Here is a 13,699-nt window from a genome sequence, read left to right as displayed (position 1 = left end):
AGGATTACTTGGTAACCAGCTCTACCGGGGTCTCGATCACGCCGTTGGCGCTGTCGACTTTCTCGCCCTTGATGATTTTCAGCGCGGTTTCGATGCCGAACACCGCTTGCTTGGCGGCAAACTGATCGGCAGTGGCCAGCACGCGGCCATCCTTGAGCATCGGCTTGATGGCGTTGATGTTGTCGTAGCCGACCACTTGCACCTTGCCAGCCTTGCCTGCGGCGCGCACGGCAGACACGACACCGACCGCCATGCTGTCGTTACCGGCCAGCAGGGCTTTGATTTGCGGGTATTCGCTGAGCATGGCGGAGGCAACCTGGTTACCCTTGTTGATCTCCCAGTCACCGGACTGTACCGACACCACCTTGATCTGCGCGGCCTCCATCGCATCCTTGAAACCCGCGGTGCGAGCCTGGGCGTTGGTGGTGGTGGACACACCTTCGATGATGCCGACTTCGTCACCGGCCTTGAGCTGCTTGGCCAGGTACTCGCCTACCAGGCGCGCGCCCTTGCGGTTATCCGGGCCTACGAAGGGAACGCTGATGTTTTTGCTCTTGACCACCGCCGGATCAAGCTGATTGTCGATGTTGATCACAGTGATACCGGCATCGACTGCCTTCTTGATCACCGGCACCATGGCCTTGGAGTCGGCCGGCGCGATGACCAGTGCATCGACTTTGGACACGATCATCTGCTCGACGATGCGGATCTGGTTGGCCGTGTCCGTTTCGTCCTTGATGCCGTTGGAAATCAGCTCGAACTCGCCGGAGTGGTCTTTCTGGTAGGCCTTGGCGCCATCTTCCATGGTCAGGAAGAATTCGTTGGCCAGGGATTTCATGACCAGCGCGACTTTAGGTTTTTCCGGGGACTCGGCGAATGCCGAAGAGACAGGCAGCGCGGCGGATGCGGCAGCCAGCATAGCGACAGCAAGAAGGCGTCCGGCGAATGGCAGCTTCATGGGTTCACTCCGATCTTATGATTATTGTGAGCAACGCTTGCGCTGGCGTAAGCTGCGTGACGCTCATCGATGGTTTTATCCACTGTTAGCGCCGCGCAAACGTTTGCGTAGATCGAACTATGCGAACCTTGTCAAAATTTGTCAACGACCGGTAGCGCCCTTTGCAGGGTCGACGGGCAGAAAAAACTGACCGTTTTTATCATGCCGTCGTACTAATCACGCTTCCCGTGCTGGCAGCCTTGGTCAGCTCCTTAGCCAGGGCCGCGGCCACTTGCGACAGCGCCGCCGAGGTGTCGGCTATCTGGCTCTGGACCGCCATCACCGCTGTTGCCTTGGCTTCCGGCGTCGGGAACTCCGCGGCTTGCGTGGCCGCCAGTTGTTGTTGCTGTTCGCGCAGTTGCTGTTGCAGTTCCTGCATGCGCTTGAGCAGCATCTTCACCGCGATGCTTTGGCTGCCACCGCTTTCGGTTTCGGAACCGCGAACGTCACCGAGGCTGACTGCTTTCTTCTCGCCCTCCTCCAGTCCCAGCCGCTGCTCGGTGGTTTCGGTCGCTGCGCCATTCAACGCCTCGACGGTTGACGGCGATTTACCGCCGATGTTGATCACGGATGCAGTTGGAAAACCGACAGTCAACGACATGTGAACTCCCTGAATTAAATATTCCTCAGGAGGGAGATCGACCTGCGCACGGGTTTCTTTAGACCTGAATCAGGATCCGGCTTTCGGTGAGCCGAACGAAAAAGTGGCCGATAGTCGGTAACCCGGACACTTCAAGGCCAGGCCACGGCACTCAACTTGTTTAAATATCCAAATAAATCATCAAGTTAAACGTTTTTATCAACGCAAAACATGACTGGTACAGATCCTGCTCTTGTCCAGCACCCCAAGCGTTCAGATTCGCCTGGGGCGCATCTAGATGAACCTGCATCAGCACCGTCACTACTAGAGAGAAAAATAATGACATCTGCTTTGAAAACTTTTGTTCCGGGCGCCTTGGCCCTTCTGTTGCTCCTGCCCACCGCCCTTCAGGCCAAAGAAGTCGAAACCCAACAGAAACTGGCGAACGTGGTGATTCTGGCCACCGGCGGCACCATCGCCGGCGCCGGTGCCAGCGCAGCCAACAGTGCCACCTACCAGGCAGCGAAAGTCGGCGTCGACAAGTTGATCGCCGGCGTTCCCGAACTGAGCCAACTGGCCAACGTTCGCGGCGAACAGGTCATGCAGATCGCGTCCGAGAGCATCACCAACGACAACCTGCTGCAACTGGGTCGCCGCGTGGCCGAACTGGCCGATAGCGAAGACGTCGACGGCATCGTGATTACTCACGGCACCGACACCCTGGAAGAAACCGCCTACTTCTTGAACCTGGTGGAAAAAACCGACAAGCCGATCATCGTCGTCGGATCCATGCGCCCGGGCACCGCGATGTCGGCCGATGGCATGCTGAATCTGTATAACGCCGTGGCCGTGGCCAGCAGCAAAGAGGCGCGTGGCAAAGGCGTACTGGTGACCATGAACGATGAAATCCAGTCGGGTCGCGATGTCAGCAAAATGATCAACATCAAGACCGAGGCGTTTAAAAGCGCCTGGGGTCCGCTCGGGATGGTGGTTGAAGGCAAGTCTTACTGGTTCCGCCTGCCAGCCAAGCGCCACACCATGGACTCTGAATTCGACATCAAAACCATCAAGAGCCTGCCGGACGTGGAAATCGCCTACTCCTACGGCAACGTCAGCGACACCGCCTACAAGGCGCTGGCTCAGTCGGGCGCCAAAGCCATCATTCACGCCGGCACTGGCAATGGCTCGGTGTCTTCGCGGGTCGTTCCAAGCCTGCAAGCCCTGCGCAAGGACGGCGTGCAGATCATTCGCTCTTCCCACGTCAACGCTGGCGGCTTCGTACTGCGTAACGCCGAACAACCTGACGACAAATACGACTGGGTCGTGGCGCACGATCTGAATCCGCAAAAAGCACGCATCCTGGCCATGGTTGCCCTGACCAAGACCAACGACAGCAAAGAGCTGCAACGGATGTTCTGGGAATACTGATTCACCTTCGCCCGAGCGATTCCGGTCGGGCACTGTTTTCACCACTCGCCAGCCCTGGCGAGTGGCTCCTACCCCGCCTGACAAAAATACTCCTTTCGTCCTACACCAAATTGAAAAAGCCGCTGTCAGAGGATTCTCTTGTTTTTTAAGCAGTTGCGAAATTGCCTACAGTTAAATACTGTATGCACGTACAGCTTAATAAGGATAATCCCGTGGACACCACCTCCGCCGCACCTGACGCCTATGTCCGCATGGGCCTGCGCGTTCAGAAAATCATCAACTCCCCCACCGCTCAAAAAGCCAAGGCAGCCCTGATTTTTCGTCTTCCGGACGAGCCCGTGGATGAGTGGGAGCGCCTGCTGGAAGAGATCGACGAGAACGACAACGTCACCCTCGCCTATCGCGACGATGGTGGTGTGCAGATTTTCTGGGTTGTGCCGAAGGAAGACTGAGTTAATGAGTGTCCGTTGTTTTGCTTTGCTGTTTCTGTTGTTCGCCACGGGTGCCCAGGCCGACGCGCCACGCACCTTCAACGAAGCCAAGAAAGTGGCCTGGAAGCTGTACGCCCCACAATCCACCGAGTTTTATTGCGGCTGCAAATACACCGGCAACCGGGTGAACCTCGCGGCTTGCGGTTATGTGCCGCGAAAGAATGCCAAGCGTGCGGCTCGCATCGAATGGGAGCACATTGTTCCGGCCTGGCAGATTGGCCATCAGCGCCAGTGCTGGCAGGAGGGCGGGCGCAAGAACTGCACGCGCTACGATCCCGTCTACCAGAAAGCCGAAGCTGACCTGCATAACCTGGTGCCCAGCATCGGTGAGGTGAATGGGGATCGCAGTAATTTCAGTTTTGGCTGGCTGCCGGAGCAATCGGGTCAATACGGTTCGTGCCTGACTCAGGTCGACTTCAAGGCGAAGAAAGTCATGCCGCGCCCGTCCATTCGCGGCATGATCGCCCGGACTTACTTCTACATGAGCAAGCAGTACGGTTTGCGCCTGTCGAAACAGGATCGGCAACTGTATGAAGCCTGGGACAAAACCTATCCGGTCCAGGCCTGGGAACGTCAACGCAACCAGAGCGTGGCCTGCGTCATGGGGCGCGGTAATGAGTTTGTCGGCCCGGTCGACATGAAAACCTGCGGTTGAACGCACACTGAAAACACAAAGGCCTCGGGTTCATTCCCCGAGGCCTTTGTGTTTTCAGCCGCCGACCTTGTTGTAAATCAGGTTCAATGCCGGTGGGGCATGTCGTGCTGCTTGATCCTATATGTACCTGGACTCACTGAGCGACCGGGCGCTCCAGCACCAGCACCTCGATGTTCTGCTTCTTCGCCTTGGTGATGGCAGCACTGACCTGCGCCTGTTTAGCCTCGGCTTCAGCTTTCGAATTAAACGGCCCCATCAACACTCGCACCTTGCCGTTTTCCCGGACGACATTGGACATGAAATTGTGCTCGATCAGCCAGCCGCTGAGGTCGCTGACAGCCTGGGGAGTTGCACCCCGCACTTCCAGATCCCATTGCGGCACCAATGCCTGCGCAGGCGCGGCAGCCGTTGCCGGCGCAGGCTTGGGCGCATCAACACGCTTTCCTTCACCGCATCCCGCCAGCGCCAGTACCGCCATTACCAAGACCATTTTGCGCACAGCGTTTCCCTCTGAAGGCTTAAAGCGAGGATTTTAACACTCATGAAAACTTCTCGAGTGCCGCAAAATGGGCGCAAAACAACGAGAATGATGGTTGCGGCCTCTGTATAGTTACGCTTTGGGAATTAATGCTGTATCTGCGCGTCAGAAAGAGGCACCCAAACCGTGAGACTTCGCACTAATCTATACATACCACCGACCTCTGCACTGTCCGAATCAGGTGCCCCATAAAGCAATCAAGGAGAAGACCATGCTGATACTCACCCGCAAAGTCGGTGAAAGCATAAACATTGGTGATGACATTACGATCACCATCCTGGGCGTAAGCGGCCAGCAAGTCAGAATCGGCATCAACGCCCCGAAAGACGTGGCGGTGCATCGCGAAGAGATTTATCAGCGTATTCAGGCCGGCCTGACCGCCCCGGACAAGCCACAGACCCCCTGAATCCTGATGCAGTCAGTAGCCAGCCCGTTCACCCCGGAACGACGGCTGGCTAAAGATTCAAGCGACAACCCGCCGCCCGCTCAATCAACCAAACGTCACGCCGCGCGCCATGCCAGTGGCCGCTATCACCATCAGCAGCACCAGCAAGGCCTCGACATGGCTGATCCGCGCAAACAGCGTCGCGCGCCCGGTATCGATTGCCACGCCACGCGCCAGCGCCACCCGCCATTTGATCAATGTCACCATCGGCGCGACTTCCAGTAGCAGGATAAGCACGAACAATGCCATCTTGAGGTGGAATAACGGTTGGTGCAGGTAATAATCCGTGCCTTTCTCGTACCCACCGAAGGCTCGTATCCCACCGCTAATCAACAGAATGAGCGCAGATATCCCCCAAAGATTGTCCGCGTTCAACACACTGCGAGCCTCCCCCGCGCCGATTGCCAAACGCCGAAAATTCGTGCCGCGAACCAGAACCGCCCAAAACCCCAGCGCAAGCGCCGAAAGATGTGCCGCCGCCAGAAACCAGTGAATCAGCATCGAAGAACTCCTGTCAGGACGAAGTTGAATCAACCTGTCAGTAGTAGTCCATGGATCGACGGTTTGCATTCGTACCACTCGCTACAAACATAGCGTTACAGCGGGCGACTAGACTCCAACTCTCCAGTGCCACATGTTTGTACGAGCACTGCAGCACAGTATCTATTCCCACCGAATCGACCTGAGCACACAAATTCATGTGTGAATCTTGTGATACAAGATCCGCCTCAACGATCAATGAACGGCGTCGCTTTCCGCGGCTGGCGGGGCTAGGAACGGGCGCCTTGCTACTCGCCGGTGCACTGCCCAACAGAATCATTCAAGCAGCCGAAAAAACCGCCGCACCGCCAAAACCCAAAAACGTGATCGCCCCGGATGCAGCCCTGGAACGGCCGATGAAGGGAAATGAACGGTATGCAGCGGTAACTCAGAGACACACGACTTCAAGGACGAACGCGAAGCCCTGGTCTCCGGCCAAAACCCGTTCGTCGCCGTACTGAGTTGCTCCGACTCGCGTATCGCCCCCGAATACGCGTTCGATACCGCACGGGGCGATCTATTCGCCATACGCGTGGCGGGCAACTTCGTCACGGATGAAGGCCTGGCAAGTCTTGAGTACGGTGTCACCGTACTGGGCGCGCCATTGATACTGGTATTGGGGCATGAAAGCTGTGGCGCCATCGAGGCCGGCATAAAAGCCGTCAAGGATCACACGGTATTCCCCGGGCAGATCCCGAAACTGACGGATGCACTCAAACCGTCCATCGAAACCGTGATCAACCAGCCAGGAAACCTCGTAGAAAACGCCACCGTGCAAAACGTCAAAAATTCGGTCGAGCGCCTCAAGCAAGCCACACCACTGCTGACCGACGCGCTCGGCAAAGGTTCGTTGAAAATAGTCGGGGGCATTTATCGCCTGGCAACCGGTAAGGTCGAGCTGATTGCCTGACTCATCAAGGCTGCGGCCAGAAGTGCCGGATGCGAAGAGCCCAGCGCGATGGCTGGGCTCTGGTTATTTTCGGTTTTCCATCATTTTGTCGGCGAGGGTTTTGGCCCTCTCGATCAACAGATTCTGCCTGTCTTCATGAGTAGCGCCGCCTACAACGGGGGCCGTCAGATTGCTTTCGGCAATCAACGCAGCGCAGAAGTATTGATCCCAGACTGCCTTAGTTTCGGATGCCTGTTTGTTCATTTGGTCGGAGATCATGTGCGACTCCTTTTAATGAGGTGGCATTGCCCATTCTACGCCTGAAAAGCCGCAAGGCAGGGCTGAGTCAGAGCATCCAGCGTAGAAGCACATGAGATGCGATCCACGAAGATGCCTTGACCACCGTCCACTGAAGCAGGAGGCAAATGGACAGGTAAGCCGCAAAGAACTTGATCATCGTTCCCGGCCGATACCAAGCGTCCCAACAATCATCGGCTGACCATGCATATGGCAGGAAACGCCGTGCCGCCTCTGGCCGGTCAACAAATTATCGAAGCGCTCAAAGCCGCCGCCTGACTCACTCTCACCAATCGAGCTTAGACGTCAGTCAAGCCAACGGCTCAACGCGCCATCTGTAGTAGGAATACAAGTGAACCCGGCAGTCGTCGGACTTCTTTTCCTTCTCCTTCACGAACAGACGGAATTTTGAGCCGACAGGATTTGCCTGTCTGAAGCTTTTTGCACACTCAACCACCATAGAAGGCGGGTACTTTTGACCTGGTAATGGTCTAGCTCTGTTCTCACCCCTTCTCTGATCGAAAAAAATCTCAACGTCCAACGATTCGTAGTCATCCACAGCTAGATCCCTCTTAAGCCTGATTGGCACGAATCAAAACAAATAGCCCACTTCAACGAATCACGCCAGCCGGCGAGAAAGGAAGATGATAGAGGCGTGGCGGCAGCTTAAACCTGGATCAGAACGCTAGCCTGCTGTGAATCAATCGTTGGGATCAGCCCAGAGCCCTGTTGATGTGAGAGCCAGGCCCGAGTCAGCTTCACGTCGAATCGCCAGCCATGGGTTTCCATCCAAACAAGCGCTGTATGGGTAACTCGATAGTGTCCGCACTTCGCGCACGCTCTTTCCTGGTAATCATCACCAGCATCGACGTCCGAAGCAGGCTCATCGCAAATTAGGCATTCCATAAATACCTCCACTGGCTGGACCCCTAACTATAGACGATTCCCACCCCTCCACCGCCCGGGCATGACCCGGCATAGGACGCCCCATGCCCACAGAAAGCCGTATCGACTGCCCAGCACTGCACAAGCGCAGTAACAGCTACCCGTCCGGCGAGCGAGTGCCGCGCAGTGTGCGAATGCTGAAGACCGTCACCGCCGATCCTATGCCCGGTATTGGGCTGGGCTACATCAAGGGCGATGTTCCGATTGCCCAAGAGGGCCAGGTCCTGCCTGTGTGGACGAACAGTCACGGTGCTGTCGCCGCGGTGATGGCCGACGGCACATAACTCGGTCTGCGTCCGGCCGAGTTCGAGGTCGACACCTGGCATGACCTGTTGCTGAAGAAGCTCGTTGAAGCCGGAGTGACGCTCAAGGCTGCCCGTAAAAACCGCGTGTACGTGGCCGGACCGATGACTGGGCTGATGGACTTCAACTACCCGGCCTTCAACGCCGCCGCCGACCAGCTGCGCGCCCTAGGCTACGAGGTGGAGAACCCAGCCGACCACGGAATCGTCCCGGGCGCCGAGTGGGCCGACTACATGGCCTACGACCTGACGCGCCCCGGTCTGTGCGGAATGATCGCCCTCCTCACTGACGCTACGATCATGCGAAAGAATGTGAATGGCAGGCCGGCGCCCACTCAACCTGCCGCGTTGGCGTCCAGCCAGATACGGACTTCGACCGGTTCCAGTGGTCACAAACTCAGCTCTGGGAAAGCGTCAGCGATGTTCTGCTCGGCCAGAAGGTGGCGCCATGATCGCAGCGCCGCTCTACATGCTCTGGCTCATCTACAAGGCGCCATAGGCTCAGGCAACTTTCAGTGTATCGACACGTACCCGCCCATCGGCCATGAGCTGAAGATACTCGCGCCATTTATGGAAGGCTTGCTGCTGCCTGGTGGATGCCGCCAGCCACTGAGCGCTACCAATCAGCCCCACTGGGATGGACATCATCTGCTCAATCGCAAGATCAAGTTCATTTGCGAGCTCACGCCCATTCGGCAATTCGAGGATTAGCGGTCGCATAAAAAACCTGTCTTTTTTTGGGCTACTTCATCGACTAGTCAATTTGTCGATCGTGCGCGAGCCCCGACGAACGGTTAAAACTCCATTATTCACCTTCTGCCGCCACGCGCGGCATGGAGCATCATCATGGCAAAAGTCCTGGCCCAGATTACGGTCAAGCTGCCACGCCTCATGGAGGCAGGCGGATACCGGAAACTGCGGTACGCCGGCGGAAAGCCGAGCCTGCAGCAGTTGAAGAAATGGATTGAGGAAGGCGAAGTGATTGGAGAGGTTAAGGGCGGGATGTATTTCGTGGATGTGCAGGCGAGGCAGGACCTGGGCGATAGGCTCATCGGGCAACTCGATGTTCTGGCTATGGCCGAATACCTGGACCAGTTCAGCAACAACGCCTACACGAAGCACCGCGGGCTGTGGGTGCAGATCTTCGCCTTCGCAGTCGCCAAGGGCCTCGCCGAGCGAAACAACGCCGAGTTGACCCTGGTGAAGAAAGAAGCGGAGAAGAAGCGCCAGCGGCACACGCTCGAAGGCTTGAAGTCGATCATCGATGCCGCCACCACGCCGCCCTGGCTGAAGCGGGCCATCCGTCTGGCGCTTGCCAGCCTCCAGCGTCGAGAGGATATCGTCACCTGGTTGAAGTCGGCCGTCGACATGGACAAGAACACGCTGACGGTATCGCCCGGGAAGACCCAGGGCTACGACCATGTGCCGGCCCGCGAGCGCCCCACTTTTCACGAGATCCGCGCTTTAGGGTCATGGCTCTACGAACAACAGAATTGCCCGACCGAATACATCCTGGCGCTGATGGGTCATGCGGACGAGAAGATGACGAGACACTATCAGGAGGGACACGACGAAAAGAAGATCGAGTATCTGGAAGTGGGCGCCGAATTGGCGCTCTGAGATGGGAGTTTTGCAAAAGTTTTGCAAATCGCAGAAAGCAAAAAGGGGTCACCGTTTCCGGTGACCCCTCTAGACCGCCCAGCAGAGCGGATTTTGTTTGGTAGGCGCGATTGGACTCGAACCAACGACCCCCACCATGTCAAGGTGGTGCTCTAACCAACTGAGCTACGTGCCTGCTGTGAGGCGGCATTCTACGGAATTCCGGAGGGGTGTCAACACCTTTTTTCGCGCTAACCCTATGAATATGCAAAATATTTAATTTTGCGGCTGCGAAGAAGATTTTCCGGTGGCTGGCGGTGGTTTTTTAACTCGGGTAGGATCGACGCACTCGTAAAATATATTAAACAGAGGCAGCAGGATGGCGAACACCCCCTACCCAGAGTCCTACTACGCCGCATCGGCCAATGCGGTGCCGCCACGCCCGGCTTTGCAGGATGACATTGAGACTGATGTCTGCGTGATCGGCGCGGGCTACACAGGGCTGTCTTCGGCGCTGTTCCTGCTGGAGAACGGTTTTCGGGTGACGGTGCTGGAAGCGGCCAAGGTGGCTTTCGGCGCGTCGGGGCGTAATGGCGGACAAATCGTCAACAGTTACAGCCGCGATATCGATGTGATCGAACGCAGTGTCGGCCCCAAGCAGGCTCAGTTGCTGGGGCAGATGGCGTTCGAGGGTGGGCGAATCATTCGTGAGCGGGTCGCCAAATACAATATTCAGTGCGACTTGAAGGACGGTGGCGTGTTTGCCGCCATCACGGCCAAGCAGATGGGCCATCTGGAATCGCAGAAGCGTTTGTGGGAGCGCTTCGGTCACACGCAGCTTGAACTGCTGGATCAGCGACGCATCCGCGAGGTGGTGGCCTGCGATCAATACGTCGGCGGCATGCTGGACATGAGCGGCGGGCATATTCATCCGCTCAACCTCGCGCTGGGCGAAGCGGCGGCTGTGGAGTCGCTGGGCGGCACGATTTATGAGCAATCGCCGGCGGTGCGCATCGAGCGCGGCGCGAATCCGGTGGTGCACACGCCACAGGGCAAGGTCCGGGCTAAATTCATCATCGTGGCGGGCAATGCGTACCTGGGTAACCTGGTGCCGGAACTGGCCGCCAAGTCGATGCCCTGCGGCACTCAGGTCATCACCACCGAACCCTTGGGCGATGCGTTGGCAAAAAGCCTGTTGCCTCAGGATTATTGCGTCGAGGACTGCAACTACCTGCTCGACTACTACCGCCTGAGTGGCGACAAGCGTCTGATTTTCGGCGGCGGCGTGGTGTATGGCGCACGGGATCCGGCGAACATCGAGGCGATCATCCGGCCAAAAATGCTCAAGGCCTTCCCTCAGCTCAAGGACGTGAAAATCGACTACGCCTGGACCGGCAACTTCCTGCTGACGCTGTCGCGTCTACCGCAAGTCGGACGTCTGGGCGACAACATCTACTATTCCCAGGGTTGCAGCGGCCACGGCGTGACCTACACGCACTTGGCGGGCAAGGTCCTGGCTGAAGCGTTGCGTGGCCAGGCCGAGCGTTTCGACGCGTTTGCCGAACTGCCGCACTACCCCTTCCCCGGCGGCCAATTGTTGCGCACTCCGTTCGCGGCATTGGGTGCCTGGTATTACGGACTGCGGGACAAGTTCGGGTATTAAGCAACACCGAAATACCTTGAGGGAGCGAGCCTGCTCGCGAAGGCGATTGATCATTCAACCTTGTTGTCGACTGATCCGACGGATTCGCGAGCAGGCTCGCTCCCTCAAGGATAACGCTGCTAGAGCCGCTCTCGCGGGATACCGCTGCGAATCCGCAGGATATCGGCGAGTACAGCCAAGGCAATTTCCGCCGGTGTCTTGCTGCCCAGGTTCAAACCGATCGGCGCATGAATACGCGCCAGTTCCGCATCCCCCAAGCCCCCGATGCGACGCAGTCGCTCAAAACGCTTTTGCGAGGTTTGCAGGGAGCCCATCACGCCGATGTAGAACGCCTCGGTGCGCACCGCTTCCATCATCGCCAAATCGTCAATGCGCGGATCGTGGGTCAAGGCCACCACGGCGGTATCGCTGTGGCAACCGCCATCGGCGATAAACACCGACGGCAGCTGACGACGAATCTCCACGTTGTCCAGCACCACGCCTTGCAGCACGTCATCACGCGGATCACACAGAATCACCTCGAATCCCAGGCCCACGGCAAATTCCGCACAGGCCTGTGCCACGCTGGAATATCCAGCGAGCAACAAGCGCTGCGCCGCGCCGATGCGCAAGCGAGCCCGGTCAACTTCGCGCTCGACACGCACACCCTGTTCGCGATCATCGAACAGACCGCGCGCGCCGCTGGACAGGTCAACTTCACGAATCAATCGGCGTCGGCCCAACAGCGCCGACTCCAGCTCGCGCAGATGCGCCTGCACCTCGCAACACGATTCAAGGTTTTCCACCAGCACATCGAGCACGCCACCACAGGGCAGGCTGACCCGCGAGCGTGGGTCGTCGCCTTCACCGTAGCGCACAACACTGACAGCTTGTTCAAAGGCACATTCGGCAACGCGCTCGAGGAAGTCGTCCTCGACACAACCGCCGGACAGCGAACCGATCCACTGTCCTGCGGCGTTCACTGCCAGCAACGAGCCCGGTGCGCGCGGTGCAGAGCCGTAAGTGGCGAGCACGGTGCACAGCCAGACACGCTGCCCGGCCGTCGACCATTCCAGTGCCCGGCGCACCACCTGCAGATCCAGATGCTGCATGTCAGTGCACCTTGTGCTCAAGCGGCGGCGCATCCGCGCGCAACGCCTGCACCTCGTTCACCGCCAGATCATCCGCCTGACCGCCCCACCCCTGACGCAGGTAATTGAGCAGATCCGTCAATTGCTCATGACTGAGCTTTTGGGCGAAACCCGGCATCGGTTGCATGTGTTCGAATCCGGCAAACTTCTGCTCGCCGATGCCATCGTCGATCACCCGCACCAGGTTGCGCGGATCTTCCAGGCGCAGCGTGGTGTTGCCACGCATGGCCACAGCGATGTGCGGCTTGCCTTCGCCACCAACAGCATGGCAACCGGCGCAGACGTTCAAATATTCCTGACGGCCGCGCTGGGCGCTGGTGCTGAGCGCTTCAAACGGCACATCCGTCAGCACTTTTGCCGCCGGTGGTTGATCGCCGAGCAGGAAGGTCGCCATGGCCGCCAGGTCCGGCTCGCTCAGGCCCTGGGTGCTGTTGTGGAACACCGGGAACATCTCGTTGAACATCGTGCCCTGGGCGCTCATGCCGTGCTTGAGGAAGGCGCTCAGGTCTTGATGATTCCAGCCGCGAGCCGCCAAGTCAGTGGCCAGCAAGCTGGGCGCCAGATAGCCGTTGAGCAGGCCGCCAGTCATGCGCTTGTCCTGCTGCATCGCGCCCGGCAAGCCACGCGGGGTATGGCATTCACCGCAATGACCGAGGACATCGACCATGTACTGGCCGCGCTTCCAGGCTTCGCTTTTGCCTTCGGTCGGCGCCAGCTTCACCTCTTTGCCGTAGAGCATGTTCCAGCCCATCAGACCCAGGCGCACGTTGAACGGGAAGCTCAGGCGGGTGACCGGTGCGGCACGCTCGATCGGCTCGACGGTTTTCAGGTAGGCATGAATCGCATCGGAGTCTTCCCGAGGCATCAGGTGATACGAGGTGTAGGGCATTGCCGGATACAGGTTGGCACCGTCGCGACGCTTGCCTTCGGTCAACGCGGCGAAAAACTCCTCATCGTTGTACAGGCCGATGCCATGCGATTTGCTCGGGGTGATGTTGGTACCGTAGATCGTACCGAATGGCGAAACGATCGGCAGACCGCCCGCGTACGGCGCGCCTCCTGGCGCGGTATGGCACGCCATGCAGTCAGCGGCGCGAGCCAGATAGGCCCCGCGAACCAACTGATCATCCGCCTGCGCCAGCAACACAGGCGCAGCCAGGCCAACCGCCAACGTGAGGCGGGTCAATAGATGCTTCATGC

The 13,699-nt window shown here is 58.3% G+C and carries 15 protein-coding genes, 1 tRNA gene and 2 pseudogenes; 10 read left to right on the top strand and 8 right to left on the bottom strand.

What is annotated here, in order from left to right:
- Positions 1-4 precede the first annotated feature (4 nt).
- Positions 5-958 carry a sugar ABC transporter substrate-binding protein gene (locus AC07ZE_RS10660; RefSeq protein WP_095193348.1) on the bottom strand — a complete coding sequence of 318 codons (954 nt, stop codon included), beginning with the start codon at positions 956-958 and terminating at the stop codon, positions 5-7.
- 199 nt (positions 959-1,157) lie between these two features.
- Positions 1,158-1,598 (bottom strand): hypothetical protein, encoded by a 441-nt coding sequence (locus AC07ZE_RS10655; protein ID WP_207264107.1) that lies wholly within the window; start codon positions 1,596-1,598, stop codon positions 1,158-1,160.
- Positions 1,599-1,916: 318 nt separating this feature from the next.
- On the opposite strand from AC07ZE_RS10655, the gene AC07ZE_RS10650 reads away from it, so the two are divergent.
- From AC07ZE_RS10650 to AC07ZE_RS10640, 3 genes are all read left to right on the top strand, one after another.
- Positions 1,917-3,005 (top strand): asparaginase, encoded by a 1,089-nt coding sequence (locus AC07ZE_RS10650; RefSeq protein ID WP_207264105.1) that lies wholly within the window; start codon positions 1,917-1,919, stop codon positions 3,003-3,005.
- Between the two features lie 182 nt (positions 3,006-3,187).
- Complete coding sequence (locus AC07ZE_RS10645) at positions 3,188-3,457, top strand: DUF1654 domain-containing protein (protein WP_207264103.1); 270 nt, start codon at positions 3,188-3,190, stop codon at positions 3,455-3,457.
- Between the two features lie 4 nt (positions 3,458-3,461).
- On the top strand, positions 3,462-4,151 hold the full coding sequence (locus tag AC07ZE_RS10640) for an endonuclease (RefSeq protein WP_207264101.1): 690 nt from the start codon (positions 3,462-3,464) through the stop codon (positions 4,149-4,151).
- A gap of 133 nt (positions 4,152-4,284) precedes the next feature.
- Here the strand turns inward: AC07ZE_RS10640 and AC07ZE_RS10635 are convergent, their stop codons facing one another.
- The gene (locus tag AC07ZE_RS10635; protein WP_207264099.1) at positions 4,285-4,650 is read right to left on the bottom strand and encodes an SPOR domain-containing protein; all 366 of its coding nucleotides are present in this window, start codon (positions 4,648-4,650) and stop codon (positions 4,285-4,287) included.
- A gap of 250 nt (positions 4,651-4,900) precedes the next feature.
- On the opposite strand from AC07ZE_RS10635, the gene csrA reads away from it, so the two are divergent.
- Positions 4,901-5,095: a carbon storage regulator CsrA gene (gene csrA, locus AC07ZE_RS10630; RefSeq protein WP_007938114.1), complete on the top strand. Its 195-nt coding sequence runs from the start codon at positions 4,901-4,903 to the stop codon at positions 5,093-5,095.
- Positions 5,096-5,179: 84 nt separating this feature from the next.
- Here csrA and AC07ZE_RS10625 read toward each other — a convergent pair whose 3' ends face one another.
- Positions 5,180-5,635 carry a DUF2214 family protein gene (locus AC07ZE_RS10625; RefSeq protein WP_207264097.1) on the bottom strand — a complete coding sequence of 152 codons (456 nt, stop codon included), beginning with the start codon at positions 5,633-5,635 and terminating at the stop codon, positions 5,180-5,182.
- A 197-nt stretch (positions 5,636-5,832) separates the two neighbouring features.
- On the opposite strand from AC07ZE_RS10625, the pseudogene AC07ZE_RS10620 reads away from it, so the two are divergent.
- Positions 5,833-6,584 (top strand): annotated as a pseudogene (locus AC07ZE_RS10620) (carbonic anhydrase).
- Positions 6,585-6,647: 63 nt separating this feature from the next.
- Here AC07ZE_RS10620 and AC07ZE_RS10615 read toward each other — a convergent pair.
- On the bottom strand, positions 6,648-6,842 hold the full coding sequence (locus AC07ZE_RS10615) for a hypothetical protein (protein ID WP_207264095.1): 195 nt from the start codon (positions 6,840-6,842) through the stop codon (positions 6,648-6,650).
- 177 nt (positions 6,843-7,019) lie between these two features.
- Here AC07ZE_RS10615 and AC07ZE_RS10610 point away from each other — a divergent pair.
- From AC07ZE_RS10610 to AC07ZE_RS10595, 4 genes and pseudogenes are all read left to right on the top strand, one after another.
- Positions 7,020-7,139, top strand: a pseudogene (locus AC07ZE_RS10610) (DNA cytosine methyltransferase); the annotation flags it as partial.
- Positions 7,140-7,849: 710 nt separating this feature from the next.
- Positions 7,850-8,089 carry a hypothetical protein gene (locus AC07ZE_RS10605; protein ID WP_207264093.1) on the top strand — a complete coding sequence of 80 codons (240 nt, stop codon included), beginning with the start codon at positions 7,850-7,852 and terminating at the stop codon, positions 8,087-8,089.
- Positions 8,090-8,137: 48 nt separating this feature from the next.
- Positions 8,138-8,818 carry a DUF4406 domain-containing protein gene (locus AC07ZE_RS10600; RefSeq protein ID WP_259331943.1) on the top strand — a complete coding sequence of 227 codons (681 nt, stop codon included), beginning with the start codon at positions 8,138-8,140 and terminating at the stop codon, positions 8,816-8,818.
- Between the two features lie 135 nt (positions 8,819-8,953).
- Entirely contained in the window at positions 8,954-9,727 is a 774-nt protein-coding gene (locus tag AC07ZE_RS10595; RefSeq protein WP_259331942.1) for a site-specific integrase, read from the top strand.
- A 98-nt stretch (positions 9,728-9,825) separates the two neighbouring features.
- Here AC07ZE_RS10595 and AC07ZE_RS10590 read toward each other — a convergent pair.
- Positions 9,826-9,902 (bottom strand) — tRNA-Val (locus AC07ZE_RS10590).
- A gap of 183 nt (positions 9,903-10,085) precedes the next feature.
- On the opposite strand from AC07ZE_RS10590, the gene AC07ZE_RS10585 reads away from it, so the two are divergent.
- The gene (locus tag AC07ZE_RS10585; RefSeq protein ID WP_207264089.1) at positions 10,086-11,369 is read left to right on the top strand and encodes an NAD(P)/FAD-dependent oxidoreductase; all 1,284 of its coding nucleotides are present in this window, start codon (positions 10,086-10,088) and stop codon (positions 11,367-11,369) included.
- Positions 11,370-11,488: 119 nt separating this feature from the next.
- On the opposite strand, the gene AC07ZE_RS10580 is transcribed toward AC07ZE_RS10585, so the two are convergent.
- On the bottom strand, positions 11,489-12,460 hold the full coding sequence (locus AC07ZE_RS10580; protein ID WP_207264087.1) for an XdhC family protein: 972 nt from the start codon (positions 12,458-12,460) through the stop codon (positions 11,489-11,491).
- 1 nt (position 12,461) lies between these two features.
- Positions 12,462-13,697: a c-type cytochrome gene (locus AC07ZE_RS10575; protein WP_207264084.1), complete on the bottom strand. Its 1,236-nt coding sequence runs from the start codon at positions 13,695-13,697 to the stop codon at positions 12,462-12,464.
- Positions 13,698-13,699 lie beyond the last annotated feature (2 nt).

The sequence above is a fragment of the Pseudomonas sp. GW101-3H06 genome, assembly GCF_059424605.1.
Note: the sequence above shows the minus strand (reverse complement) of the source record. Positions and strands in the feature narration are given on the sequence as shown.

Excerpts from the sequence above, each read along its gene's own strand:
- AC07ZE_RS10615 (WP_207264095.1), bottom strand. The coding sequence starts at position 6,842 with ATGATCTCCGACCAAATGAACAAACAGGCATCCGAAACTAAGGCAGTC.
- AC07ZE_RS10595 (WP_259331942.1), top strand. The coding sequence starts at position 8,954 with ATGGCAAAAGTCCTGGCCCAGATTACGGTCAAGCTGCCACGCCTCATG.
- AC07ZE_RS10625 (WP_207264097.1), bottom strand. The coding sequence starts at position 5,635 with ATGCTGATTCACTGGTTTCTGGCGGCGGCACATCTTTCGGCGCTTGCG.
- csrA (WP_007938114.1), top strand. The coding sequence starts at position 4,901 with ATGCTGATACTCACCCGCAAAGTCGGTGAAAGCATAAACATTGGTGAT.
- AC07ZE_RS10575 (WP_207264084.1), bottom strand. The coding sequence starts at position 13,697 with ATGAAGCATCTATTGACCCGCCTCACGTTGGCGGTTGGCCTGGCTGCG.
- AC07ZE_RS10645 (WP_207264103.1), top strand. The coding sequence starts at position 3,188 with ATGCACGTACAGCTTAATAAGGATAATCCCGTGGACACCACCTCCGCC.
- AC07ZE_RS10585 (WP_207264089.1), top strand. The coding sequence starts at position 10,086 with ATGGCGAACACCCCCTACCCAGAGTCCTACTACGCCGCATCGGCCAAT.
- AC07ZE_RS10650 (WP_207264105.1), top strand. The coding sequence starts at position 1,917 with ATGACATCTGCTTTGAAAACTTTTGTTCCGGGCGCCTTGGCCCTTCTG.
- AC07ZE_RS10655 (WP_207264107.1), bottom strand. The coding sequence starts at position 1,598 with ATGTCGTTGACTGTCGGTTTTCCAACTGCATCCGTGATCAACATCGGC.
- AC07ZE_RS10660 (WP_095193348.1), bottom strand. The coding sequence starts at position 958 with ATGAAGCTGCCATTCGCCGGACGCCTTCTTGCTGTCGCTATGCTGGCT.
- AC07ZE_RS10640 (WP_207264101.1), top strand. The coding sequence starts at position 3,462 with ATGAGTGTCCGTTGTTTTGCTTTGCTGTTTCTGTTGTTCGCCACGGGT.
- AC07ZE_RS10580 (WP_207264087.1), bottom strand. The coding sequence starts at position 12,460 with ATGCAGCATCTGGATCTGCAGGTGGTGCGCCGGGCACTGGAATGGTCG.
- AC07ZE_RS10605 (WP_207264093.1), top strand. The coding sequence starts at position 7,850 with ATGCCCACAGAAAGCCGTATCGACTGCCCAGCACTGCACAAGCGCAGT.